This is a genomic window from Microbacterium trichothecenolyticum (genome assembly GCF_000956465.1).
In the GTDB taxonomy this organism is placed as follows: Bacteria; Actinomycetota; Actinomycetes; order Actinomycetales; family Microbacteriaceae; genus Microbacterium; species Microbacterium trichothecenolyticum.
The window spans coordinates 103,692-128,448 of record NZ_JYJA01000038.1 but is presented as its reverse complement, the minus strand read 5'-3'; the positions used below and the strand labels follow the sequence as shown (position 1 = coordinate 128,448).

Below are 24,757 nucleotides of genomic sequence, written 5' to 3'. Positions count from 1 at the left end.
GGATTCCGCCATGGGGGCTAGCCTGTGCTCCATGGGTGATCTGCGACTCGTCGAACTGTCCGCCGCGACCATCGTGGCGGTCAACAATATGTCGCTCAAGCCCGGCCAGGAGGAGTTCCTGTCGCCGGTGAGCTACGGCATCGCGGCGACGGTCGTGAACCCCCAGACGACCTGGCAGCGCGTGGTGGTCGACGGCGAGGAGGTCGTCGCCTTCGTGAGCGGCAATTTCGACCCCGACGATCCGCAGGAGCACTTCCGCTCGGTGCTGTGGCGCATCAACGTCGACGCCGACGACCAGGGCCGCGGAGTCGGGCGGTTCGCCGTCGCGGGGCTGCTCGAAGAAGCGCGCAACCGCGGGATGGACCACGTGAACGTCATCTACGAGGCCGGCGAAGGCGGCCCGCAGGCATTCTTCGAGCGCGTGGGCTTCACACCGGTCGGCGAGACCGAGTACGGTGAAGTGATCGCAGAGATCCGTCTCTGACGCAGAGCCGCACGATCGACCCGAAGACTTCCCCACACAGCGCCCGCCGGGCGCCCAGAGACCGGCGGCGGGGCCTCGAATACCCCTCCCCCATCGAGACCCCGTCGCCTTCTCGGTCCAGGGCGTCGAAACGCTTCCGCGCGACGCGCTAGGGTGAGCGCGTGCCGAGATTCGACCTGTCCCCCGCTGAGCTCGCGGACTACGCCCCCGATGTTCGCGAGCCCGCCGACTTCGATGCCTTCTGGGCCGACACGCTCGCGCAGTCGCGGCGGTGGGATGCCTCGCCCGACGTCGTGCGCCTCGAGACGCCGTACACGCTGGTCGACATCTTCGACGTGACGTTCCCCGGCTTCGGCGGCGACCCGGTCAAGGCGTGGCTGACGCTTCCGGCGGGCGCAGAGGGGCCGCTGCCCGCGGTGGTCGAGTACCAGGGCTACGGCGGCGGCCGCGGTCTCGCCGGCGAGCGCCTCGGCTGGGCCGCCGCCGGCTACGCCCACCTCTTCATGGACACGCGCGGCCAGGGCTCGATGTGGGGCTCGGGCGGAGACACCCTCGACCCGCACGGCACAGGTCCCTCGTCGTCGGGTTTCATGACCCGCGGCATCGAGGACCCCGAGACGTACTACTACCGCCGGGTCTTCACGGATGCGGTGCGCGCCGTCGACGCCATGCGCGCGCTGCCGCAGGTCGACGCCGACCGCATCGCCGTGTGCGGCGCGAGCCAGGGCGGCGGCATCGCCATCGCGGCGGCGGGACTGTCGGACGGCCTCGTCGCGGTCATGCCCGACGTGCCGTTCCTCTGCCACTTCGAACGCGCCGTCGGCCTCACCGGCGACGACCCGTACCAGGAGGTCGTGCGGTACCTCGCCGTGCATCGCGGCCGCGACGAGCGCGTGTTCGAGACGCTGTCGTACTTCGACGGCGTGAACATGGCGAAGCGAGCGGATGCTGCGGCCCTGTACTCCGTCGCCCTCATGGACACCATCTGCCCGCCGTCGACCGTGTACGCGGCGTACAACCGGCACACCAACCCGGCGAAGCAGATCGAGGTCTACACGCACAACGGCCACGAGGGCGGACAGGCGTTCCAGTTCCCGAAGCAGGCCCGCTTCCTCGGCGACCTGATCTAGCTGCGCGCGGCCCTGGTCAGAGGGCCTCGAGGTGGAGCACGAAAGCCTGCACCGGCCACAGCGTCGGCAGTTGCAGGCCGACCTCGGCGAGCAGCGACCCGGGCAGCTCGATCTCGCCGGTGGTGAACCACTCCGGCGCGATCCAGCCGTACTCGGCCGCGCCGATCTCGCGGCGCACCCGCACGCGGTATCGACGGGCTCGGTCGAGCCCGGGCAGGCGCAGGCGCTCGGCACGGGCATCCTCGAGGCTCGCCACCGTCGCGACGACCACCACCGCCGCTTCGTCGGCGACGAAGGCTGTCGCACGCCAGGCGGGATCGCGCAATTCGGGGTGCAGCATCCGTCCGCCGTGGACGATCGGCCGAAGCTCCTTGTACAGCGCGGCGAACCGCGTGATCGCGGCGGTCTCGTCGTCGGCGCACGACAGGATGTCCCACTCGAACCCCGCCGAGCCCAGGAGGCTCGTCGCCATCCGGTACGGCAGCGCGGTGGTGCGCCCCGACGAGTGCGACGTCGTCGGGCCCACGTGCGCGCCGACGAGCTCGGGCGGCAGCAGCAGGCCGGTCCAGCGCTGGATGTCCTGACGTTCCACCGGGTCGTTCGAATCGCTCGCCCACACCCGGTCGGTGACCTCGAGGATCCCGAGGTCGGTGCGCGCCCCACCGCTCGAGCACGACTCGATCTCGAGCGACGGATGCCGCGACGTGAGCTCCGCGATGAGCTCGTAGACAGCCGTCATCTGCGCATGCCCGCCCGGGCGCCCGTCGTGCACGCTCTCGACGAGGTCGCGATTGTGGTCCCACTTGATGAAGTCGATGCCGAGCTCGCCCACGAGCGCGTCGATCTGTCCGAGCACATGGGCGTATGCGTCCGGGTTCGCGAGGTCCATGACGTACTGCCCGCGCCACGAGAGACCCTTCTCGTGGTCGAGGTGGCCGCCGTCGTGGAGCAGCCAGTCCGGGTGCGCACGCGCGACGTCGGAGTCGAGGCTGATCATCTCCGGCTCGAACCACAGCCCGAACTGCATGCCCAGTTCGTGCACGCGCGCCGCGAGCGGGCCCAGGCCGTCGGGCCACACCGTCCGGTCGACGACCCAGTCGCCAAGGCTCGTCGAGTCGTCGCGGCGACCCTGGAACCACCCGTCGTCGAGCACGAACCGCTCGATGCCGACCTCGGCCGCCCGCTCGGCGAGCGCGGTGAGCCGATCGGGGTCGTGGTCGAAGTACACGGCCTCCCACGTGTTGAGCACGAGCGGACGGACGGATGACGGATGCTGCGGCCGCGCCCGCAGCCACGTGTGCACGCGGTGCGCGAAACCGTCGAGGCCCTCGGCCGTGTACACGAAGGCCGCGCGCGGCGCCCGGTACTCGTCGCCGGGCGCGAGGCGGATCTCACCGGGCCGCAGCAGCTCGCCGGCACCGATGAGCGTCACCGCATCGGTGACCCGGTCGACCCGCGTCGTGAGGTCGCTCGACCACGCGAGGTGCACGCCCCAGAGGGCGCCGTGCTGCCAGCGCGGCGCCCCGATCCCGGCGATCGCCGCGACCGGGTTGTCGTGGCCTGGGCGGCCGCGCCGCGTCTGACGCACGGTGGCGCCCGCGGGCATCGGCGTCACGACCGGCCGCTTCTCACGCGTCCAGCGACCGTCGAACGTCAGCAGGGTGTCGGTCGTCGACGGCACCGGAAGCGTCGCCTCCAGCCAGTCGACATCGACCGACGTCGCGCCCGCCTCTCCATCGTGCGCGAGCGCGTGCTGCACCCACACGACACCGCCGGCCTCGATGCCCGCCGTGATCGACAGACGCAGAGCGGATGCCGCATCCCGCGCCTGGACGGTGACCGACCGGTCGTCGGCGTCGATGCCTGTCACGTCCCACCGCGCGTGGTGCACGACGCCGTCGCGGCGCAGCTGCATCCCCGGGCGCCCGGTCCATCCGTCGCCCTCCTGCGGGGACAGCGACACCTGCCACGCCGCGTCGAGCGTGCCCGGCGAGGTCTGTCGGCTCAGCGCCTTCGCGAGCGCGTCGGCATCGGCATCGGTGATCGCGCCGACGGGCGCTCCCCAGTGCAGCACGTGCGGAAGGCCCGGGCCGCGGGCGTCGAGGAGCACTCCGACGCCTTCGCTCTCGAGACGGATGAAGCCGGGGGTCATGCGGTGGTCCTCTCTGCGGGGGTGCGTTCGCCGGTGCCGCGCTCGACGATCCACGTGGGCATCTCGAGCTGACGGGTGAAGCCGGCGGGGTCCTGCATGCGCTCGATGGCGAGCGTCGCGGCGGCCTTGCCGAGCGCCAGCGGGTCGTAGCTGATCACGGTCACCCCGAGCACGTCGGCGGTGTCGAAGTCGTCGAAGCCGACCAGGGCGGTGCCGTCGTCGCCTCGATCGCGCAGCACGCGCAGCGCGCCGACCGTGACGCGGTTGTTGCCGGTGATGATGGCCGTGGGGGCGTCGGGCTGGTCGAGCAGGCCGGCGATCAAGCCGTCGGCGGGAACCGCGAGGTCGTCGGCGAGCCGCTCCCACCGCGACGAGTCGGTGATCCCGTACCCGGCGAGCGCGTCGCGATAGCCGCGCAACCGCTCGGCCTGCGTGTAGACGGACGCCGGGTTGCAGATGTAGCCGATGCGGCGGTGGCCCCGCTCGAGCAGGCGCGTCGTGGCGTCGAACACCCCGCGGTGGTTCTCGAGCACGATCGAGTCGGCCACGAGGTTGCGGGCCGGTCGGTCGATCGCGATGACGGGGGTGCCGAGGTGGCGCTCGCCCTCGAGGTAGGACTGGTCGTCGGCGACGGGGATGAGCAGCAGCGCACCGAGCCGCTGACCGAGGAGCGCGTCGGCGACGCGCTCCTCCCCCTCGGCGGTGTCGTCGGTGGTCGCCACCACGAGCGAGAAGCCGTGGGCCGACAGCTCGCGTTCGATGCCCGCCGCGAGCTTGTAGTAGAACGGGTTGCTCAGCTCGCCCATGATGAACCCGATCGTGTTGGTCGGGCCCCCGCGGCGCAGATTGCGCGCCAGGGGGTTGGGCCGGAAGCGCAGGCGCTTGGCGGCGCCGAGCACGCGCTCGACGGTCTCGGGCGCGACGAGATCGCGGTGGGTGAAGACCCGCGAGACCGTCTTCGAGCTCACACCCGCGAGCCGCGCGACGTCTTCGAGGGTCGCGCGCTGCTGAACCGTCATCGGGCCTCCTTGCCGTGCGGGCTTCACGCTAGCATCACCAGACCACGGATGTCCACGTAGGACATTCCGAAGACATCAGGTCGCGGCATCCGCAATGGATTACGAAATAACCCCAGTTCAGCGCGCATGTTTTGTGGAATCATGTCCGTGGGACAACACAAGACAGCGCTGTCATCTCGTGCTTGCGGAACCGTTTCGAAGATGCGTAGTCTGACCGCGCGACGAACCACGCAACGGTGCGACGACGCGCACCGGCAGTTCAAGGGCGAACCTGACAAGGAGAAATCACATGGCGAAGAAGGCATTGGCGGGCCTCGCACTGCTGGCCACCGCCGCGGTCGCGATCAGCGGCTGCGCGGGAGGCGGCGCGAGCGACGCCGACAACACGATCGACGGCGAGGTCAAGGGCGACATCAAGGTCGTCACGTGGCGCACCGACCTGGTCGAGGACGGCACCTACCAGAAGTACGCCGACGAGTTCAACAAGAAGTACCCCGACGTGAAGGTCACGTTCGAGGGCATCACCGACTACGCGGGCGAGATGCTGACGCGCATGAGCACCACGAACTACGGTGACGTCATCGGCATCCCGGCGATCAAGCCGGAGCAGTACGAGCAGTTCCTCGAACCGCTCGGCGACACCGCCGACTTCGAGGACACCTACCGCTTCCTCCCCGCCGCGAGCTACGACGGCACGCAGTACGGCATCGCGTGGGGCGGCAACGCGAACGGCGTCGTCTACAACAAGAAGGTCTTCGAAGAGGCCGGCGTCACCGCGCTGCCGACGAACGAGGACGAGTGGCTCGAGGCACTGCAGAAGGTCAAGGACAACACCGACGCCATCCCGCTGTACACGAACTACAAGGACGGCTGGCCGCTGACGCAGAGCTTCGGCAACCTCGGCGTCGTCACCGACGACGCGGACGCGCCGATCACGATGGCGGAAGACACCGCGCCGTGGACCGAGGGCACCGACGTCTACGCGATCGACTCGCTGCTGTACGACACCGTCGCCGCCGGCCTCACGGAGGAGGACCCGCTCACCACCAACTGGGAGCAGTCGAAGGTCGACCTCGGCACCGGGAAGATCGCCGCGATGACGCTCGGCTCTTGGGCGATCTCCCAGATGCAGGCCGCGGCCGAGGACAACGGCGCGTCGGCCGACGACATCGGCTACATGGCGTTCCCGGCGAACGTCGACGGCACGCAGCTCGCGGTCATCGGCGGAGATTACAACCTCGCCGTGAGCAAGCACTCCAAGGCCAAGGCAGCCGCCTGGGCGTGGATCCAGTGGGTCGTCGAGGACTCCGGCTACACCGAGGCGCAGGGCATGATCTCCCCCGTCATCGACAAGCCGCTCCCCGAGAACCTGGCCGGCTTCGAGGAGGCGGGCGTCGAGCTCATGGAGATCAACCCCGCCCCCGCCGGCAAGGAGGGCCTCATCAACAACGTCGCCGACGATGCGCAGATCGACCTCTACGGCCCGATCTACCGTCAGAAGCTCGTCGACATCGCGCGCGGCGCCGCCGACGGCGACAAGGACAGCTACTTCGCCGAGCTGAACGAGCGCTGGGGCGCCTCGGTCGAGAAGCTCCAGGGCTGAGCGGACGGGGACGGCAGCGACATGGCCATTGCGACACCCGGTGCGGCGCCGGCGGATGCCCCTGCCGTCCTCTCCGCGCCCCTCCGTGCGCGCCGGTTCGGCGGGGGCTCCCGCCGAACCGGCCGCCGGCGCGGGGGCTCCGCCGGACGGAGCGTCCTCCAGCATCTGACCCCCTGGTTCTTCCTCGCCGCCGCGGTGGGGCTGCTGCTGCTGTTCACCTACTGGCCGGCGGTGAACCTCTTCTACTTCAGCGTGACCGACTGGGACGGCATCGATCTCGAGAAGAACTTCGTCGGGCTCGACAACTACGTCCAGGTCTTCACCGACCCGCGCATCTTCTCGGTGTTCGGCGTCAGCCTGTACTACTTCTTCGCGTCGTTCGCGCAGATGGCGATCGCGATGTACTTCGCCTCGCTCCTCAGCTTCTCGACGCGTTTCTCGAACCTGTTCCGCGGCATCCTGTTCTTCCCGTATCTCATCAACGGCGTCGCGATCGGCTTCGTGTTCCTCTACCTGTTCCAGCCGGGCGGCTCCCTGGACACCGTGCTCAGCTGGTTCGGCGTGACCGACCCGCCACAGTGGCTGGGCAACCCCGACATCGTCAACTGGTCCCTCGCCGGCACCTCGGTGTGGCGCTACACCGGCATGAACTTCGTCCTGTTCCTCGGGGCGATACAGTCGATCCCCCACGAGCTGTACGAGGCGGCCGAACTCGACGGCGCCAGCCGCTGGCAGCAGTTCTGGGCGATCATCTTCCCCGGCATCCGCCGCGTCGTGGGCCTGTCGTTCATCCTCGCCATCGCCGGCAGCCTCAGCGTGTTCGAGATCCCGTTCATCATGACCGGCGGAGCCAACGGATCGGCCACCTTCGTCATCCAGACGCTGCAGACCGCGTTCAGCTTCCGGCAGGTCGGGCTCGCCTCCGCCATGGCCGTCGTGCTGCTGATGATCGTGCTGATCGTCACCTGGATCCAGCGCAAGGTGTTTCCCGACGAGAAGGTCGACCTGACATGACCACCACCGAAGACCTCCGTACGATGCCGCAGCGCACGACCCCGCCGCGCGCGATCCGCGGCCGCTCGCCGCTCGAGCGCCTCCGGGGCGTGAGCGCCACCACGGCGAAGTACCTGAGTCTCGTGATCGCATCGGTCGTGACGCTGCTGCCTCTCTCGGTGCTGCTCTTCGCGAGCCTCAAGACCGCCCCCGAGTACGCGCAGACCGGCCCCTTCGATCCGCCCGAGAACTGGCTCAACTTCGACAACTTCGTCACGGCGTTCACGAGCGGGAAGATGCTCGAGGGCTTCGTGAACACCACGATCGTGCTCGTGGTGTCTCTCGCCGGCACGATCTTCATCGGGACGATGGCCGCGTACGCCCTCGACCGGTTCGCCTTCCGCGGCAAGAAGCTGGTCTTCGGCCTCTTCCTCGTGGCGACGCTCATTCCGAGCGTGACGAGTCAGGTCGCAACGTTCCAGCTCATCAACGGGCTGGGGCTGTACGACACGAAGGCCGCGCTGATCCTGCTGTTCATGGGCACGGACATCATCGCGATCTACCTGTTCATCCAGTTCATGCAATCGATCCCGGTGTCGCTCGACGAGGCCGCGATGATCGACGGCGCGAACCGCTGGACGATCTACTGGCGCATCGTGCTGCCGCTCCTGCGCCCCGCGATCGCCACGGTCGTGATCATCAAGGGCATCGCGGTGTACAACGAGTTCTACGCCCCGTTCCTCTACCTGCCGTCGGAGGGCCTCATCTCCACCTCGCTGTTCCGGTTCAAGGGACCGTTCGGCGCCCAGTGGGAGGTCATCTCGGCCGGCACCGTCCTCGTCATCATCCCCACCCTCATCGCCTTCCTGCTGCTTCAGCGCTGGATCTACAAGGGCCTCACCGCAGGAGCCGTCAAGTGACCTCTTCCCTCTCCTTCCGCCCGATCGACGCGGGGTGGACGCTCCGCGCTGCCGCCGGCCCGGCGCCCGCCGGCTTCGACTCCGCCGTCGCGGCGACCGTGCCCGGATGCGTGCACACAGACCTCCTGGCCGCGGGCCTCATCCCCGACCCGTTCCTCGACGACAACGAATCCGCGCTCGCGTGGATCGGGCTGGTCGACTGGACGTACGCCACGACGTTCGCCTGGACGCCGGATGACGCCGACCGGACGGACCTCGTCTTCGAGGGCCTCGACACCGTGACGACAATCCGCCTCAACGGTCGTGAGATCGGCGCGACGGCGAATCAGCATCGCTCGTACCGGTTCGACGTCCGCGGCCTCCTCGTCGAGGGCGACAACGAGCTCGTCGTCGCCTTCCGGTCGCCGATCAAGTACGCCAATGAGCAGAGCGTCGCGCTCGGTGTGCGGCCGCGGGCGTACGCCCTGCCCAACGATGCGATCCGCAAGTCCGCGTGCAGCTACGGCTGGGACTGGGGCATCGCGACGTACACCAGCGGCATCGTCAAGCCCGTCGGCCTGGAGTCGTGGTCGGTCGCGCGCCTCGCCGGGACACGCGTCGCCGCCACACCCTCGGGCGACGGCGGAACGATCACGGTGGACGTGGAGCTCGAGCGCTCGCGTCACGATCCTGTCATCGTGACGGTGCGTGCCGGCGGGGTGGAGACCTCCGGGAGCTTGGCCGGTGATGACACGTCCGCGACCGTCGCGCTCTCGCTCGCCGAGGTGGAACGCTGGTGGCCGGTCGGGTACGGCGCACAGCCGCTGTACGACGTCGAGGTGGAGCTCGCAGCCGCCGACGGCACGGTTCTCGACCACGCGGTGCGCAGGGTCGGCTTCCGCGACGTGCGGTGGGACACGACGCCCGACGAGTCGGGGACGCCGTTCACGCTCGTCGTCAACGATCAGCCCGTCTTCGTGAAGGGTGTCAACTGGATCCCCGACGACGCACTCACCGTGCGCGTCACTCGCGACCGCGTGCGGCGCCGCTTCGAGCAGGCGCTCGACGCGAACCTCAACCTCATCAGGGTGTGGGGCGGCGGACTGTACGAGTCCGACGACTTCTACGAGCTGGCCGACGAGCTGGGTCTGCTGACGTGGCAGGACTTCCTGTTCGCGTGCGCGGCGTACGCCGAGGAGGATCCGCTGCGCTCCGAGGTCGAGGCGGAGGCTCGCGAGAACATCGCCCGGCTCGCCCATCACGCCTCGCTCGTCCTGTTCACCGGCAACAACGAGAACCTGTGGGGCTACGAGGACTGGGGCTGGAAGCTGCGCCTCGACGGCAAGACCTGGGGCGCGCACTACTACTACGAGCTGTTCCCGTCGCTGATCGCGCAGCTCGCCCCGCACGTGCCCTACGCGCCGGGGAGCCCTTTCAGCCCGGGTCCCGGATGGGACGGGCAGCAGCAGACCGGCCCGCACCCCAACGACGAGCAGCACGGCAGCGTGCACCTGTGGGAGCAGTGGAACCGGATCGACTGGACCACGTACCGTCAGCACACGCCCCGCTTCGTCGCCGAGTTCGGGTGGCAGGGCCCGCCGACGTGGAGCACCCTCACCCGCTCGATCGGCGACGACCCGCTCACGCCCGAATCCCCCGGCATGATCGTGCACCAGAAGGCGGGCGAGGGGAACGTCAAGCTCACGAACGGGCTGCTGCCCCATTTCCGGCTTCCGGAGGACATGGAGACCTGGCACTGGGCGATGCAGCTCAACCAGGCGCTGGCGGTGCGCACCGCGCTGGAGCACTTCCGCTCTTGGGCGCCGCACACGCAGGGCGCGATCGTCTGGCAGCTCAACGACTGCTGGCCCGTCACATCGTGGGCGGCGATCGACGGCGACGAGCGACCCAAGCCGCTGTACTACGCGCTCAAGAACGCCTTCGCGCCGCGGGCTGTGACGGTGCAGCCCCGCGACGGCGGGCTCGCCGCCGTGCTCGTGAACGACACGGCCGAGCCGTGGACCGGGGAGCTCGTCGCGCGCCGCGCCGGGTTCGGGGGCGACGAGCTCGCGCGCTTCGCCACGTCCGTGTCGCTGGCGCCGCGCGAGACGGTCACGGTCGCACTGCCGGCCGACGTGGCGACGGCCGGTGACGTCGCGGGCGAGCTGGTGGTCGCGGGCGTCGACGGCGCGCGCGGCTTCTGGTTCTTCGCCGAGCCCCGCGACTCGGCGCTCGGCGCTGCCCAGGTCGAGGTCCGCACCGAGCCGGTCGCGGGCGGCACGCGGGTCACGCTCACCGCCTCCACGCTGGTGCGCGACCTCACGCTCCTCGTCGACAAGGTCGACCCCGATGCCGTGGCGTCCGATGCGCTCGTCACCCTGCTGCCGGGCGAGAGCACGACGCTGGTCGTGCGTCACGACGGCGACGGGCTCGCAGCATCCGTCCTGTCCGATCCGCGCGTGCTGCGCACCGCCAACGAGCTGGTCGTCGCGTGACCGCCGAGACCGCCCAGGCGCTCGGGCCGTACGTGGCCGGAATGACCTGGGGATGGACGGGCGTGCGCGGAACATGGGCGACGGCCGAGGCATCCGAGTCCCTGCGGCTGATGGCCGACCACGGCGTCAACTGGACCGCGCTGGCGTACTCGGCGCTGCAGGACACCGCGCAGTCGACGGAGGTGCGGTTCCGCGAGGAGCCGACGGTGACCGACGAGGAGATCGTGTGGGCGATCCGCGAGGCGAAGGCGCTCGGACTGAAGGTGTGCCTGAAGCCCGTCGTCAACGTCGCCGACGGCACCTGGCGCGCGCATATCGGGTTCTTCGACCAGGACGTCCCCGGCGAGCCGACATGGGCCGAATGGTTCGCGTCGTACCGGGAGTTCATCGTGCACGCCGCGCGCATCGCCGAGGCCGAGGGCTGCGAGATGCTCTGCGTCGGCTGCGAGATGGTGCGCGCCGACTCCCGCGAGGCCGAGTGGCGCGAGCTCATCTCAGCCGTGCGGGCCGAGTACTCCGGCATCGTGACCTACAACTGCGACAAGTACCAGGAGGACCGCGTCGGCTGGTGGGACGCGGTCGACGTCGTGAGCTCGAGCGGCTACTACCCCATCGACCGGTGGGAGGCCGAGCTCGACCGCATCGAGGCGGCCGTCGCCGCGACGGGCAAGCCGTTCTTCTTCATGGAGGCCGGATGCCCCTCGCGCGAAGGGTCGCCGGACCGCCCGAACGACTGGTCGCTGCCCGGCGCACCCTCCGGTGAGGCGCAGCTGCGCTACTACGAGGCGATGTTCGCCGCGTGCGACGCGCGCCCCTGGGTGCGCGGCTTCATGCTGTGGGACTGGCCGGCGCGGCTCTACTCCCCAGCGCAGGCCGCCGCGAACGACGACTACTGCCCCTACGGCAAGCCGGCGGGCACGTTCCTGCGCGAGGCGTACCTCGCCCGCGCGAGCGATGCGGAGGCGCGGACGCCATGACGGACCGGACGATCACGGGGGCTTCTGCGGAAGCTCCGACGGGTGGACCATCGACGTGGGATGAAGCGATGGCCGGCTTCGGGGGAAGAAGGGGCGACACCCGCATGAGCACAGTACTGGCGATCGATGCCGGCCAGACCGGCATCAAGGTGCGGGTGCGCGGGCACGACCTCGTCTTCCCCGGCATCCGCACGCACGAGCCGCTCCTGCCGCAGCTGGCCGCCGTCGCGCACGCGGCGATCGAGCAGACCGGGGCGGAGGTGTCAGTGGTGAGCGCCGGTGTGTCGGGACTCACGACGCGGGAATCGGATGCCGCGGCCTTCCTCGCCCGCATCGACGACCCCGCCGTCCGCCAGGTGATCCTCGCGCATGACTCGACGACGTCGTTCCTCGGGGCGCTCGGCGACACCCGTGGCGCGGTGGTCGCCGCCGGAACGGGTGTGGTCACGCTTGCCGTGGGCGCGGAGCACGTCGCGCGCGTCGACGGGTGGGGCTACCTCATGGGCGATGCCGGCAGCGGCTACTGGATCGGCCGCGAGGCGCTCGACGCGGTCATGCGCGAGTTCGACGGCCGCGGCCCCGCGACGGCGCTGCGTGCGGTGGCCGAGGAGCGGTGGCCCGACCTCACGCAGGCGTACATCCACCTGCAGTCCGACCACGACCGCGTGAGCGTCGTCGCCTCGTTCGCCGCGCACGTCGCCCGCCTGGCGACGGACGGCGACGCGGTGTCGCAGCACATCACCGTGCGCGCGGGTGGCGAGCTCGCCCACAGCGTCGAGACGGCGCTGCGCCGGGTCCGCTCCGACGAGCCCGACGAGCACTTCGCCGCGTGCGCCATCGGCGGGGTCTTCCGGTCCCCTCAGCTGCGCGAGGCCTTCGCCTCGCACATCGCCGCGAGCGGATTCGACGTCACGCTCGTCGAGCCCCGCGGCCACGGCATCGACGGCGCGGCCGCCCTCGCGGGCCTCGCGCCGCAGCATCCGCTCGCCCACGCCGTGTCGATCGCCCACGCCTGAGGCCCTTCGCCTGCCCCGCTTGCACAGGTCGACCGGGCTTCTACAGGAGATCCGTGCCGACTTCGCTCCTGCAAGACCCCGGTTGACCTGTTGGAGCGGGAACGAGCGAAGGCGCGCAAGACGGATGCCCCGGCCCTGTGTGGACAGGTTGGCCGGGGCATCCGGGGTCGAGCGTGGTGAGGTGGGCTACACGAGCGACTCCCGCCAGGCGGCGTGGAGCTGCGCGAACTTGCCGGTGCCGCCGATGAGCTCCTCGGGGGTGTCGTCCTCGATGATCTCGCCGTGCTCCATGACGAGCACGCGGTCGGCGATCGCGACCGTCGACAGCCGGTGCGCGATGATGATCGCGGTGCGGTCGGCCAGCAGCGTCTGCAGGGCGTCCTGGATCTGGCGCTCCGACGGGATGTCGAGCGACGCGGTCGCCTCGTCGAGGATCAGCACCGCCGGGTTCGCGAGGAAGGCCCGCGCGAACGAGATCAGCTGGCGCTGCCCCGCCGACACCCGGCCGCCGCGCTTGTTGACGTCGGTGCCGTAGCCGTCGGGGAGAGCCTGGATGAAGGCGTCCGCTCCCACCGCGCGCGCCGCGGCCTGGATCTCGTCGAGCGTCGCGTCGGGCTTGCCCAGCGCGATGTTGTCGGCGACCGTGCCGCTGAACAGATAGGCCTCCTGCGTGACCATGACGATCGCACGGCGGAGGTCCTTCGGGTGCAGGTTGCGCAGATCCACGCCGTCGAGCGTCACCGCACCGCGGGTCGGGTCGTAGAACCGCGACACGAGCTTGGCGAGCGTCGACTTGCCGGCACCGGTCGTTCCGACGAGCGCGATGGTCTGACCGGCCGGGATGTCGAGCGAGAAATCCGGAAGGATGACGCGGTCCTGCGAGTACCCGAACAGCACGTCGTCGAACCGGATGTGGCCCTTCGCCGCCCAGAGATCGACCGGGTTCTTGGGGTCGGGAACCGTCGGCTCCTCCTCGAGGACGCCCGACACCTTCTCGAGGGCCGCCGTCGCCGACTGGTACGAGTTCAGGAAGAACGCGACCTCCTGCAGCGGCGAGAAGAAGTTGCGGACGTACAGCACCGCCGACAACAGGAAGCCGATCTCCATCGCACCGTCGACGACACGGATGCCGCCCCACGCGATCACGATCGCGAGGGTGAACGACGCCACGGCCATGAGCCCGGGCTCGAATGTGCCGAACAGGCGGATCGAGCGCATGTTGACGTCGCGGTAGTCCAGCGCGAGACCGCCGAACTCCTCGTCGTTGCGCCCCTCCTTGCGGAAGGCCTTCACGGCGCGGATGCCCGTCATCGACTCGACGAACTTCACGATGACCTTCGCGCTGATGACGCGCGACTCGCGGTAGACGAGCTGCGAGCGCGTGTAGAACCAGCGCATCAGCAGGAAGAGCGGGATGCCCATGAACGTGAGGATCAGGCCGGACTGCCAGTCCACCAGGAACAGCGCGACCAGCGTGAACGCACCGTAGAGGATGCCCGAGACCAGCTCGTTGAGGCCTCCGTCGAGGAGCTCGCGGATGGTGTCGAGGTCGCTCGTCTGGCGCGAGATGATGCGACCCGACGTGTACGACTCGTGGAACTCCAGGCTCAGACGCTGCGTGTGCAGGAAGATGCGCTTGCGGAGGTCCAGCATGATCGCCTGCGTGAGGCGCGCCGCGACGACGACGTACCACCCGATCAGGGCCGCGCCGCCGAGAGCCGTCACGAGGTAGACGAGGACCACCACGATCGTCGGCGCCCAGTCCATGCGCTCCACCGCGGCCGGCAGCGCGTTGTTGATGCCGATACCGATGAGCCACGGCCCCGCGACGCGCAGTGCAGTCGAGACGACGAGCACGACGCCCGCGAGGATCAGCTGCCCGCGCACCGGCGTGATGAGCGAGCCGAGGAGGCGCAGCGAGCGCTTGCGAATCGCCTTGCTCTCGTCGCGCGTGTAATCGGAGCGGTCTTCGCCGCTCGTTCCGGTCACCGTGGTGCTCACAGGGTCACCTCCCACTCCTGGTCTTCCTGTCTCGCCCTGAGCCGGGCTTCTTCCACCTCGAGACTCGAGATCACGTGTCGGTAGTGCTCGCTGGTGCGCAGCAGCTCCGAGTGCGTGCCGACCGCGGTCACGCGGCCCGCCTCGAGCAGCGCCACCCGGTCGGCCAGCGTGACCGTCGAGGGGCGGTGCGCGACCACGAGAGCGGTCGTCTCGTGCAGCACCTCGCGGAGCGCGTCCTCGACGAGAGCCTCGGTGTCGACGTCGAGCGCCGACAGCGGGTCGTCGAGCACCAGCACGGCGGGCCGGGCCGCGACGGCGCGCGCGAGCGCGAGGCGCTGACGCTGACCGCCCGAGAGGGACAGGCCCTCCTCGCCGATGATCGTGTCGACGCCGTCCGGCAGGTCGTCGACGAACGACGCCTGTGCCACGTCGAGCGCCTCACGCATCACGCGCTCAGCCTCCTCGCTGCCGGGCACGAGGTCCTCCCGCCCCAGCAGCACGTTGTCGCGCACCGACTGGGAGAAGAGGGTCGCGTCCTCGAACGCCATGCCGACGTGCCGGCGCAGCTCGGCGAGCGTCAGATCGCGGACGTCGACGCCGTCGAGCGTCACGCGCCCGCCGGTCACGTCGTAGAGCCGCGTGGGCAACGTCGTGAGGGTCGTCTTGCCCGAGCCGGTGAGGCCCACCAGCGCCATCGTCTCGCCCGGCCGCAGCACGAGGTCGACGCCGTCGAGCAGGTCGCGCTCGCGCTCCGCGGCATCCTGATACCGGAAGTGCACGCCCTCGAACGCGAGCTCGCCGCGCGGCTTCTCGATGGTGGTCGGCTCCTCGGGGTCGACGATCGTGTTCTGCTCGTCGAACACCTCGAAGATGCGGTCGGTCGCGGTGCGCGCGTCGAGCAGGAACGAGAACAGGAAGCCGATCGACTCCATCGGCCAGCGCAGCACCGTGGCCATGGCGAAGAAGGCGATGAGCTCCGCGCCCTGCAGCTGACCGATGGCCGTCAGGTAGATGCCGGCGCCGAGGCACAGCGCGAAGGCGATGTCGGGCAGCAGCACGAGCCAGAACCAGATCCAGCCCACCGCGCGGGCCTTGCTCAGCTCGGTCTCGCGCAGCGTCTCGGCCTGTCGCGTGAACTTCTGCAGCGCGTGCTTGCCGCGGCCGAACGCCTTGAGCACGCGGATGCCGTGCACGCTCTCCTCGACCGAGGTGGCGAGGTCGCCGGCCTGGTCCTGCGACTGGCGCGCGAGCGTGCCGTAGGACTTCTCGAACCTGTATCCCGCGTACCAGAGGGGAGCGGACGTCACGAGGAAGATCGTGCCGAGCGCCCAGTGCCAGCGGAACAGCAGCGCCGTGCCCACGACGATCGTGATCACGTTGACGACGAGCAGCACGAGACCGAAGGCGAGCCATCGGCGCAGCATGCTGATGTCCTGCATCATGCGGCTCAGCAGCTGCCCCGACTGCCACCGGTCGTGGAACGCGACGGGCAGGCGCTGCAGGCGGGAGTAGAACGTCTGGCGCAGCTCGTACTCGACCATGGTCGCGGGGCCGAGCACGAACCAGCGACGGAGCCAGACCATGAGGGCCTCGGCGAGGCCCAGCGCGAGGATCGCCGCGGCGCCCCACCCGATCATGACGATGTCGCCGGAGGCGATCGGACCGCCGACCACCTGCTCGAGCACGAGCGGGATGGTCAGCGCGAGCAGGCTGGCGACGAGCGCGCTGGCGGCACCCATCACCAGACGCGGAAGCACGGGCTTCGCGAACGGGAGGAGCCGGGCGAGGGCTTTGAAGGTGGACAGTTCGGACCGTTGCGGCTGTTCTGATCGCTCAGGAAGGGCGGTGGTGGTCATGATCCTTGTGGGGGTGTTGCGGTGACCCGTCGTCGGGTCGCGTGGCGAGAGCGCGATGTGGGAGCGCTGTCATGAGGGAAGAGCTTGTTCGGGAGGAACGCTCGGGGGGACGGCGGTATGCCGAATCCGGCGGGGCCGGCAGGTGCGAGGAGCGGATTACCCCTGGACGCGGGGACGCGGCAGCCGGGAGACGGTGCGCGGTCCCGCGAGACGGAGGACGAAGGCGGTCTTCGCGGCGATGGCGGCCTGATACATTTCGTCCTCCTTGGGCTCAGCGGAAAGGGCTGCGCACTCCGCTAGGTCGTAGCGGCGCGACAGCCCTCCAGCATATATCTGGGAATTCTCTGAATGCAACAACCGCTTTCCGGTCCCCCGGAAAGCGGTTGAAGCGGGCGATTCAGATGAGCGCGGGCACCGCCGCCTCGCGCTCGAGCAGTCGCTGCTTGACGGGCAGCCCCCACGCGAACCCGCCGAGCGTGCCGTCCGTGCGCAGCACCCGATGGCAGGGCACGAAGAGCGCGGGAGCGTTGCGCGCGCAGATGGATGCCGCGGCCCGCACCGCACTCGGAGACCCGAGCTCGACGGCGAACTCGCTGTACGTCAGCGGTCGGCCCGGCGCGATCCGCCGCAGCGCCGACCACCCGGCGAGCTGCATCGCGGTGCCGTGCTGCGAGACCGCGACGTCGTCGATGGCGGCGAGGTCCCCGCCGTAGTAGGCGGCGACGGCGGCCGCGGCATCCGTCTCGCCCTTCTCCACGGATGACGGGCGCACGCGGTCCGCGAGACGCGCGAGGATCGCGTCGGCGTCGGCGGTCCACCCCGAGGCGAGAACGCGCCCCTGGTCGTCGGCGAGGATCGTGAACGCGCCGTCGGGGGTGTCGAGGGTCTGGATGGTGGCGGTGGTCATGACATGCCTCCGGTGGTGAGGGACGGGGTGGGGACGATCGACGCCGCACCCCCGCGCGGTACGGCGGATTTCGGCGGGACGGCGCGCCACAGGTGAGCGGTGAGGTAGCTGCGCCAGGGGGCGGTGCGGGCCGCCCACGCGTCGAGGGCCCGAGCCTCGGCCGGAAGGCCGACCGCGGCGGCCCCCGCGCGCACGGCGACGTCGCCCGGGAGGAAGACGTCGGGGTCGGCGAGCACGCGCATGCGCACGTAGTCGGCGGTCCAGGGGCCGATGCCGGGCATGGCGAGAAGAGCGGCGCGCTGCTCGGCGGCATCGTCGCCCGCGGTGAGAGTGAGCGAGCCGTCGGCGAGTGCCGCGGCGGCTCCGGTGATGGCGCGGATGCGAGCCGCGGGACCGCGGAGCACCTCGGGTCCGCGTTCGGCGATGGCGGCCATCGTCGGGAACAGGCGGGCGAGGGCAGGGCTCTCGCCAGCGCCGGCGCCCGGCGACAGCATGCCCGCGAAGGCGGGGGCCTCCTCGCCGAGTGCGGCGGTGAGCGCGGTGAGAGCGGTGCGCGCGGCGACGACGGTGATCTGCTGCCCGACCATCGCCCGGACCAGCATCTCGTGCGGGTCGGCGGCGCCCGGAACCCGGATGCCCGGTAGCGCCGCCACGAGAGGAGCGAGCTCGGGATGCCCCGACAGCGACTCGTCGACCGCGTCCGGGTCGGCGTCGAGGTCGAAGAGGCGGCGTGCTCGCGTGACGAGCGTCGAGAGGTCGGCGAGGGTCGTGAGCGCGGCGCGCAGCCGCACCCGCCCGACGTCGTCGAGGCGGAGCTCGAACCAGGCTGGGCCCTGGGGCAGGCGCAGCGTACGGGCGAAGCTCGACGCCGTCGCCGCCTCGGCGCCCGAGATCGCGCGTGCGGCCATCCAGGAGAACAGGCCGGGCGCATCCAGCGCGCCGCGGTGCGGCAGCGCGAGGTCGATCGTCACCCCGGGCGCCGAAGCGGCCGGGCCCTCGTGCCGGGAGACGCGACGCCGCGCGCGCAGTTCGAGCGGCGGCATCCCGAACACCTCCCGGATGGTGTCGTTGAACTGGCGGACGCTCGCGAACCCGCTCGAGAACGCGACGTCGGCGGCGGAGAGATCGGTGCCGACCAGCAGCATGCGTGCCGTCTGCGCGCGGTGCGCGCGACTGAGGGCCAGCGGCCCCGCGCCGAGCTCGGCGGTGAGAAGGCGCGTGAGGTGGCGCGGCGAGTAGCCGAGGCGCCGCGCCAGTCCGGGGACGCCCTCGCGCTCGACGACGCCGTCGGCGATGAGACGCATGGCGCGGCCGGCCGTGTCGCCGCGGAGGTTCCACTGCGGCGAGCCCGGCGCCGCCTCGGGCAGGCACCGCTTGCACGCGCGGTAGCCGGCCTCGTGCGCGGCGGCGCTGGTCGGGAAGAACGTGACGTTGGAAGGCTTCGGGGTGCGCGCAGGGCAGCTCGGGCGGCAGTAGATGCCGGTCGAGCGCACCGCTGTGACGAACTGCCCGTCGAAGCGGGCGTCGCGCGAATCGATCGCACGGTACCTCTCGTCGAACGTCATGGCCAGGCTCATGCCCCTAGCCTGACACGCTCCCCCGACATCGGCTCGCGGAAATCGGACACGGCTGTCGGTGACGATGCGGCGTGCGGATGACGATGAAGCGCTCGACGTCCGCCCGCTCCGCTCACTCGAGCCTCAGCGCCATTCGAACGTGATCAGCGCCTTCAGCGCATCCAGCGCGTCGGAGGACAGCTGAGGGTACTTCTCACCCACTCGGGTGGCGACCTCTGCACCCCAGACCCAGAGGCCCTGATCGCCGGGTTCCTCGCGATCGACGGTCGCGACGATCGCGAGTACCTCGCGACGAAGGTCGTCGTCGGCGATGCGATCGGGATGACGCCCGGGGATCGCCGTGTCGGTGTCGTAGCCCACATAGGTGATCACGGCGCTGCTCAGGGCTTCGTCGATCATGTCATCGCCTTTCGAACAGGGAACGCATGCCGCCGGTCGCGGGATCGATCGCGATGATCTGAGACACGTTCGGGTTGCTCTTCAGCGCGTCGAACTCGTACTGGAGCCAGACCGCATCCGGCCGAATGTTGCGACCGAGAACGACTCGTACAATACCCTGCGCAGATTCCGCGTACTTGCGAGAGACCTCACCCCACATCGCCTGCACCTGAGGGTCCTCGGACCATCGAGGCATCTTGATGCCGTTCTCGCTGAGATACAGCTCCAGCGTGGTGGCTCCCTTCCCCTGTGCGAGTCCGGTCGCGAGGTCCGAGCTGCCGACGTAGGGCCTGCCGGTGGGGTTCGGCATCTCGGTGCGACCCGTCCAGAACAGCTGCGAGTCGGGCTGGGTGTTGAACGTGATCTGAGACATGTCGGTCCATCCCTGGGGTGGGTCGGGAGTCTGCGCGCCCAGCGCTCCGGTGACATCGACGTAACCCTGTTCGCCGCCCCAGGAGAGAGACATGTCCGCTTGCGGCGGCTCGATCGCCAGCGGTCCGGTGGGCTTGGCCTCGGCCTCGACGCCGAGGGCAGGCACGTGGTCGCCGCCCGGGTGCTCCGCGGTCGTTGCATTCGCGTCGGGCCCCAGCGGCGAGTCCGACGCGGTGGAGTCCGCCGTGATGTCGACGGCGTCGCTCGCACCGTCCGCCCCCGCAACGTCGCCCCCGAGGTCGTCGAGCTGACGGTCGATGTCGGCGTGCAGGTCGTCGAACTGACGATCGATGTCGGCGTGCAGGTCGTCGAACTGACGGTCGATGTCGGCCTGCAGGTCGTCGAACTGACGGTCGATGTCGGCCTCGAGCTCATCGAACTGACGCGAGATGTCGTCGGCGGTCGTCGGCGTGTCCGCTGCGGTGTGCGGCGCCGTCGGGGCATCGGTTCCGGAGTGCGGCGTCGCGGGCGCGTCGGTCCCGCTGTGCGGCGCCGCCGGCAGGTCTGCGCCGGCGCCGGCGTCACCCACGTGCGGCGCCGTCGGCAGGTCTGCGCCGCCGCCGGCGTCACCCACGTGCGGGGTGACCTCGATCGTCGGAGACTGCGGCGCCTCGCCGTCGGGGATGCGGATGCCGCCGCCGTCGCCGCCGCCGCTGCCGCCGGCGTCGCTGCCGCCGGTCACCTGGGGGCCGTCGTAGTCGGGACGCGTGCCGCTGCCGCCGTCGCCGGCTCCGCTGCCACCGGTGTCGCTGCCGCCCGTCACCTGGGGGCCGTCGTAGTCCGGCTGCCGGCCGATGCCGCTGCCGTCACCGGCGCTCGGGCCGTCCGAGCCGCCGATGCGCGGCCCCTCGGCGTCCGGTGTGCGGACGCTGCCGCTGCCCGGATCGGCGGCGTGCGCGGTGTCGCCCCGCCGGCCGCGGATCGAGGTGCCCGCGCCGAGGAGTCCCCCGCCCGCGCCGCTGATGAGCACCTGGCGGATGTCGATGCCGTCGCCGTTGAGCAGTCCGTTCGACGCGCCACTGGATGCACCGCCGAGCCCGCCTGCCAGCGCCTGCACCGCGACCCGCTGCCCGTACTTTCCGAACGCCAGCGCGACGGTGTCGGTGACTGCGCCACCGACGAACCCACTGCCCATCGCGACCAGCAGGTTCGCGTCCCTGCCCTTGACCAGCAGTTCGGACGAACCTGCCGCGAGGGTGCCTGACGAGACGCTGATCACGATGCGGGCCGTCCGCTGGAAGCGGTTCGCGAGCGGCGCGATGCGCGCCGTGATGGCCGCCAGCCGCGCGACGATCCGCGCCGCCGTGCCCGACACCTTCATGAGGAAGGTGACGATCCGCTGCGCGACGAGGATGATGCGGGCGGTGATGCCGCCACCCGCGACGACGGCGCTGGCGCCGAAGGTGAAGACGCTGAGGGCCGCGCCGATCGCGACGGTGGCCGCGATCTCGATCGCGAGCTGCACCAGCATCTGGATGACCTCGCGGTGGGCTTCCTCGACGTCGGCCGCGTACTCTCGGCACAGGTCGCCCACCTCGGAGATGTCGGTCGCGGCGGCCGAGACGTCGGTCGCGAAGTCGCCGACCTCGGAACGGAGCTTGGCGAGCTCGATGCTGTTGAGGCCCGTGAGCGCGTCGTCCGCCTGGCGGATCTCGGTGGCGAGGGCCCTGACATCGCGCTCGACGCCGTCCCACGTCGTGCCGGCGCTGCGCAGCTTCGCGGTGTCGGCGTTCGGCCACATCATGCCGACGAAGTCCTTGACGACATCCCACGCGTCCGGGGTGTCGTCGCTGCCTCCGAAGGCCGACGGCGGCGCCCCGACGGAGACGGGCGTGCGCGCCGGGCGGACCGTGAACGCGCCGCCGGCGGGCTTGCCCCCGGCCGCCTCTTCCGCGGCGGCGTGGTTCCAGCCGCTCTGCATGATGGCGCGGTCCATCGTGTTCGCGAGCACCGCGATGTCTGAGAGCGCCTGCAGCGCGTCGCGCGCCATGTCGTCGTACCCCTGTGCGAGCTGCTCGCCGCCGGGGTCGTCTCCGGCCATCCGGGCGTACTGGCCCAGGGAGCTTCTGGCGTCGGACAGCCGGCTCGCGGCGGACTCGCTGATCGCGCGGAACTCGTCGGCCGCGGCGATGTACAGCGTCGGGTCGATTCTTCTCTGGTTCACAGGCTGGCCCACATCGTCTGGGTGTCGGTCTGCGCCGTCTCGTACGCCGTGGCGGCGTCGCCCGCCCACGTCTTCAGGTCCTCGGCGAAGGCGCGCAGCGACACGGCTCCGACCTGCCAGGTCTGCACGCGGGTGAGGAACTCCACGCTGGCGACGCCCGACCACTGCCCGGTGGCGGCAGCCGTGGCGCCCGCCGCGTGGGTCTCGAGGTCGGTGCAGTACTCGACGAGGTTCGACAGGGTCGTCTCGAGCTCGCGCAGCTGCGCGATGTCGAAGGTGTGCCGGCTCATGCCCTGCCCCCCGTCCGGCGTGCGTCGACGCGCGACGAGCGGGACGCGGCGGTCAGGCTCGCCTCCGTGCTCGCGTAGCCCGCTTCGGCGCCCTGCAGCCGCGCGACGATGTCGGCGAGCGCCGCACGGGTCGTCGCCGCGCCGGCGAGCCAGTCGGCCCACGCCGTGGCGAACTCGTCGGACGCGTCACCCGTCCACGACGCCCCGACGACGGAGTTGACGGATGCCGAGACCTGGGCCACTCGCGCGTCGAAGTCCGCCAGGGCGGCGGCCATCGACGCCGCCGAGTACCCGAGCGCCGGGGTCGATACCGAGAAGTGCGCCACGACTGCGCTCCCTTCGCGTCACCGCCCCCGCGGGGGCGGTCGGACCGGGCGATGCCCGGCCCTTCACGGACAGGTCAGGCGCGGAAGCTGTTCGAGATGTTGTTCTCGGACTCTTCGTAGGCCAGGGCGGCCTTCGACAGCTGGTCGCTGATGCCGTTGAGGGACTCCTTCAGCTGCAGGCCCGCCGCATCCCACTGCTCGTACAGCTCGTTGAACGACTGCGAGGCCGCGCCGCCCCAGTCGCCTGCGATCAGGCCCTGGACCAGGGACTTCAGGTTGCTGAGCTGCGACTCGATCGACGTGGCGCCCGACGCGAGCTGGTTCGCGACGCCCGAGAGCGACTCAGAAGTGACCTTGATGTCCGCCATGGGATCCTCCGTGGGTGGGGGGCGGTGTCCGCCCGCGTGAAACGTTCGGTCTCATCCTGACATGCACCGCGACAGGTGCCATGGGGACAATTCCCCATGGCTGATCTCGGACGCCGTGCACGGGCGTCAGGAGACGGTCAGCCTGTCGCCCCGGCCCATCTGGAGCGTGGCCTGCGCCACCGTGCCGTTGTCGGCGGTGAAACGGAAGGGAACGCTGTTGAGGGCGGTCGCTGCGCGCAGCGCCTCGCGGACCTGATCGCACTGCTCCCGGTCGAGGGCGACATCGAGGTTCAGCACGACGGCGCCGTGGTCGTGCATTCCGAGGTCGAGCGACGCGACGCGCGGACCGCTTGCCGCGGCGCGCACGGACCGCATGTCGTGCAGGCCGATGACGACGGAGTTCAGCGAGCCGCCGGTGTGGTAGGTGAGCGTGCGCAGCCGGCGTGCGAGGCCCTTGCCGTCGTCGATCGTGGCCCGGTTGTCGGACACGACGACACCGAGCGTCTGCGCCCACGCGAGGGGCGGCACGCCGGCCAGGCGTATGCCGGCGGCATCCACCTCGATGAACACGCCCTCCACCGCCAGCGTCTTCAGGACGCGTCGGCGCGTGATGAGGCCCAGCCCGACGTTGCCCAGCATCACGACCAGCAGGATCGCGAGCAGGACGTACGTGACGGCGCGGCCGATGCCTGACGCGAAAAGCCCGACCATGACCGCGAGCACCGCGACGCTGATGCCGCCCGTCACCAGCAGGTAGCGCGTGTTGCGCTTCAGCGTCGCCGTCAGCTGCACGCGTTCGACCTCGAGCCGCAGGGCGCGGCCGGACTGGATGAACTGACGCCACGGATCGGCAGAGATGTCGGTCACGGTGTCTCCTCGTTGATCACGCCACGTCGACGATCACATCGCCCAGGGCGAGCCGGTCGCCGGCCGCCAGCTCGAACGGCACGTCCCGGACGAGCGGATGCCTCTGCCCGGCGCGCACGACGACCGTGCCGTTGCCCGATCCCGGGTCGGTGGCGATCGTGCCGCCGTCCGGGCGCGTCTGCACCACGAGGTGCACGCGCGACATGGAACGCGAAGGGTCGATGACCTCCACCGGCACTCCCCCGCGCTGCGCCGCCCCGGCCCCGGGCTGCCGCCCCAGGACCAGCACACGGTCGATGGGGATTCGGGCTCCCCCCGGAAGCAGGAGCGCGAGCGGCGACGCGGCGGACGCGGGCTGCGGCGTCCGCAGCGGGCCGGGCGCGGGAGCCGCTGCGGGAGCACGTGTGGCAGCGGCCGGGGACGCCGGGATCGGCGTGGGCGGCGCTGCCGGCGCCGCTGCAGGGTGCTCTGCCACCGGACGCGCCCACGCCGGTACGTCGGGCAGCGGAACAGGCGGCAGCTCGACCGGCGCCCCTGCGGGGGCCGGGGCATCCTGCCGCCGCCCGCCCGTGGTGGGGAAGGGGGGCGCACCCTGCGGGCGCGGGGCGTCGCCGACGATGATCTGCCCGCACGCGGGACAGAACATCGTGTTCGGCCGGACGGCCTCGCCGCAGAAGCGGCAGTGGGTGGTCATGTGCGAGATCCTCGAGATCGCGAGAGGTGCGGCGCGGCCGTGCCCGATGCGCGGCGGGCCGGATTCCAC

21 protein-coding genes are annotated in these 24,757 nt (G+C 70.7%); 8 read left to right on the top strand and 13 right to left on the bottom strand.

What is annotated here, in order from left to right; all coding sequences use genetic code 11:
• Positions 1-31: 31 nt before the first annotated feature.
• Positions 32-484: a GNAT family N-acetyltransferase gene (locus tag RS82_RS14830; RefSeq protein WP_045300806.1), complete on the top strand. Its 453-nt coding sequence runs from the start codon at positions 32-34 to the stop codon at positions 482-484.
• A gap of 161 nt (positions 485-645) precedes the next feature.
• A complete protein-coding gene (locus RS82_RS14825; protein ID WP_045300804.1) occupies positions 646-1,614 on the top strand; it encodes an acetylxylan esterase in 969 nt (322 codons plus the stop codon).
• A gap of 16 nt (positions 1,615-1,630) precedes the next feature.
• On the opposite strand, the gene RS82_RS14820 is transcribed toward RS82_RS14825, so the two are convergent.
• Positions 1,631-3,766, bottom strand: coding sequence for an alpha-galactosidase (locus tag RS82_RS14820; RefSeq protein ID WP_045300802.1), 2,136 nt, complete (start codon positions 3,764-3,766; stop codon positions 1,631-1,633).
• A complete protein-coding gene (locus tag RS82_RS14815) occupies positions 3,763-4,785 on the bottom strand; it encodes a LacI family DNA-binding transcriptional regulator (RefSeq protein WP_045300800.1) in 1,023 nt (340 codons plus the stop codon). The genes RS82_RS14820 and RS82_RS14815 overlap by 4 nt, the downstream gene beginning before the upstream one ends.
• Before the next feature lie 289 nt (positions 4,786-5,074).
• Between RS82_RS14815 and RS82_RS14810 the strand changes: the two genes are divergently transcribed.
• The 6 genes from RS82_RS14810 to RS82_RS14785 all read left to right on the top strand — a co-directional run bounded on the left by RS82_RS14810 (position 5,075) and on the right by RS82_RS14785 (position 12,768).
• Positions 5,075-6,388, top strand: coding sequence for an ABC transporter substrate-binding protein (locus RS82_RS14810; protein ID WP_045300798.1), 1,314 nt, complete (start codon positions 5,075-5,077; stop codon positions 6,386-6,388).
• Positions 6,389-6,409: 21 nt separating this feature from the next.
• Positions 6,410-7,402 carry a carbohydrate ABC transporter permease gene (locus tag RS82_RS14805; RefSeq protein ID WP_045300796.1) on the top strand — a complete coding sequence of 331 codons (993 nt, stop codon included), beginning with the start codon at positions 6,410-6,412 and terminating at the stop codon, positions 7,400-7,402.
• On the top strand, positions 7,399-8,301 hold the full coding sequence (locus RS82_RS14800) for a carbohydrate ABC transporter permease (RefSeq protein WP_045300794.1): 903 nt from the start codon (positions 7,399-7,401) through the stop codon (positions 8,299-8,301). The genes RS82_RS14805 and RS82_RS14800 overlap by 4 nt, the downstream gene beginning before the upstream one ends.
• Positions 8,298-10,775 carry a glycoside hydrolase family 2 protein gene (locus RS82_RS14795; RefSeq protein ID WP_045300792.1) on the top strand — a complete coding sequence of 826 codons (2,478 nt, stop codon included), beginning with the start codon at positions 8,298-8,300 and terminating at the stop codon, positions 10,773-10,775. Before RS82_RS14800 ends, RS82_RS14795 begins: the two co-directional genes overlap by 4 nt.
• Positions 10,772-11,752 carry a glycoside hydrolase family 113 gene (locus RS82_RS14790; RefSeq protein ID WP_425411895.1) on the top strand — a complete coding sequence of 327 codons (981 nt, stop codon included), beginning with the start codon at positions 10,772-10,774 and terminating at the stop codon, positions 11,750-11,752. Before RS82_RS14795 ends, RS82_RS14790 begins: the two co-directional genes overlap by 4 nt.
• A 104-nt stretch (positions 11,753-11,856) precedes the next feature.
• The gene (locus RS82_RS14785) at positions 11,857-12,768 is read left to right on the top strand and encodes an N-acetylglucosamine kinase (protein WP_045300790.1); all 912 of its coding nucleotides are present in this window, start codon (positions 11,857-11,859) and stop codon (positions 12,766-12,768) included.
• Between the two features lie 186 nt (positions 12,769-12,954).
• Here RS82_RS14785 and RS82_RS14780 read toward each other — a convergent pair whose 3' ends face one another.
• From RS82_RS14780 to RS82_RS14730, 11 genes are all read right to left on the bottom strand, one after another.
• Positions 12,955-14,769, bottom strand: coding sequence for an ABC transporter ATP-binding protein (locus RS82_RS14780; RefSeq protein ID WP_045300788.1), 1,815 nt, complete (start codon positions 14,767-14,769; stop codon positions 12,955-12,957).
• Entirely contained in the window at positions 14,766-16,625 is a 1,860-nt protein-coding gene (locus tag RS82_RS14775) for an ABC transporter ATP-binding protein (RefSeq protein WP_045300786.1), read from the bottom strand. Before RS82_RS14775 ends, RS82_RS14780 begins: the two co-directional genes overlap by 4 nt.
• 397 nt (positions 16,626-17,022) lie before the next feature.
• Positions 17,023-17,532, bottom strand: coding sequence for a methylated-DNA--[protein]-cysteine S-methyltransferase (locus RS82_RS14770; protein WP_045300784.1), 510 nt, complete (start codon positions 17,530-17,532; stop codon positions 17,023-17,025).
• Positions 17,529-19,109: a DNA-3-methyladenine glycosylase 2 family protein gene (locus tag RS82_RS14765; protein WP_045300782.1), complete on the bottom strand. Its 1,581-nt coding sequence runs from the start codon at positions 19,107-19,109 to the stop codon at positions 17,529-17,531. Before RS82_RS14765 ends, RS82_RS14770 begins: the two co-directional genes overlap by 4 nt.
• 123 nt (positions 19,110-19,232) lie before the next feature.
• Positions 19,233-19,508 (bottom strand): hypothetical protein, encoded by a 276-nt coding sequence (locus tag RS82_RS14760; protein ID WP_045300781.1) that lies wholly within the window; start codon positions 19,506-19,508, stop codon positions 19,233-19,235.
• 1 nt (position 19,509) lies between these two features.
• Positions 19,510-22,143 carry a WXG100-like domain-containing protein gene (locus RS82_RS14755; protein ID WP_045300779.1) on the bottom strand — a complete coding sequence of 878 codons (2,634 nt, stop codon included), beginning with the start codon at positions 22,141-22,143 and terminating at the stop codon, positions 19,510-19,512.
• Entirely contained in the window at positions 22,140-22,433 is a 294-nt protein-coding gene (locus RS82_RS14750) for a hypothetical protein (RefSeq protein WP_045300777.1), read from the bottom strand. Before RS82_RS14750 ends, RS82_RS14755 begins: the two co-directional genes overlap by 4 nt.
• Positions 22,430-22,759 (bottom strand): WXG100 family type VII secretion target, encoded by a 330-nt coding sequence (locus RS82_RS14745; RefSeq protein WP_045300775.1) that lies wholly within the window; start codon positions 22,757-22,759, stop codon positions 22,430-22,432. Before RS82_RS14745 ends, RS82_RS14750 begins: the two co-directional genes overlap by 4 nt.
• A gap of 74 nt (positions 22,760-22,833) precedes the next feature.
• Positions 22,834-23,127, bottom strand: coding sequence for a WXG100 family type VII secretion target (locus RS82_RS14740; protein ID WP_045300773.1), 294 nt, complete (start codon positions 23,125-23,127; stop codon positions 22,834-22,836).
• Between the two features lie 126 nt (positions 23,128-23,253).
• Positions 23,254-23,994: a hypothetical protein gene (locus tag RS82_RS14735; protein ID WP_045300771.1), complete on the bottom strand. Its 741-nt coding sequence runs from the start codon at positions 23,992-23,994 to the stop codon at positions 23,254-23,256.
• A gap of 16 nt (positions 23,995-24,010) precedes the next feature.
• Positions 24,011-24,688, bottom strand: a complete 678-nt coding sequence (locus RS82_RS14730; protein WP_157005617.1) for an FHA domain-containing protein — start codon at positions 24,686-24,688, stop codon at positions 24,011-24,013.
• Positions 24,689-24,757 lie beyond the last annotated feature (69 nt).

Bases quoted from the DNA above. Each gene is read 5' to 3' on its own strand.
- RS82_RS14830 (WP_045300806.1), top strand. From the start codon at position 32: ATGGGTGATCTGCGACTCGTCGAACTGTCCGCCGCGACCATCGTGGCG.
- RS82_RS14820 (WP_045300802.1), bottom strand. From the start codon at position 3,766: ATGACCCCCGGCTTCATCCGTCTCGAGAGCGAAGGCGTCGGAGTGCTC.
- RS82_RS14815 (WP_045300800.1), bottom strand. From the start codon at position 4,785: ATGACGGTTCAGCAGCGCGCGACCCTCGAAGACGTCGCGCGGCTCGCG.
- RS82_RS14810 (WP_045300798.1), top strand. From the start codon at position 5,075: ATGGCGAAGAAGGCATTGGCGGGCCTCGCACTGCTGGCCACCGCCGCG.
- RS82_RS14805 (WP_045300796.1), top strand. From the start codon at position 6,410: ATGGCCATTGCGACACCCGGTGCGGCGCCGGCGGATGCCCCTGCCGTC.
- RS82_RS14800 (WP_045300794.1), top strand. From the start codon at position 7,399: ATGACCACCACCGAAGACCTCCGTACGATGCCGCAGCGCACGACCCCG.
- RS82_RS14785 (WP_045300790.1), top strand. From the start codon at position 11,857: ATGAGCACAGTACTGGCGATCGATGCCGGCCAGACCGGCATCAAGGTG.
- RS82_RS14775 (WP_045300786.1), bottom strand. From the start codon at position 16,625: ATGACCACCACCGCCCTTCCTGAGCGATCAGAACAGCCGCAACGGTCC.
- RS82_RS14770 (WP_045300784.1), bottom strand. From the start codon at position 17,532: ATGACCACCGCCACCATCCAGACCCTCGACACCCCCGACGGCGCGTTC.
- RS82_RS14765 (WP_045300782.1), bottom strand. From the start codon at position 19,109: ATGAGCCTGGCCATGACGTTCGACGAGAGGTACCGTGCGATCGATTCG.
- RS82_RS14760 (WP_045300781.1), bottom strand. From the start codon at position 19,508: ATGATCGACGAAGCCCTGAGCAGCGCCGTGATCACCTATGTGGGCTAC.
- RS82_RS14750 (WP_045300777.1), bottom strand. From the start codon at position 22,433: ATGAGCCGGCACACCTTCGACATCGCGCAGCTGCGCGAGCTCGAGACG.
- RS82_RS14740 (WP_045300773.1), bottom strand. From the start codon at position 23,127: ATGGCGGACATCAAGGTCACTTCTGAGTCGCTCTCGGGCGTCGCGAAC.
- RS82_RS14730 (WP_157005617.1), bottom strand. From the start codon at position 24,688: ATGACCACCCACTGCCGCTTCTGCGGCGAGGCCGTCCGGCCGAACACG.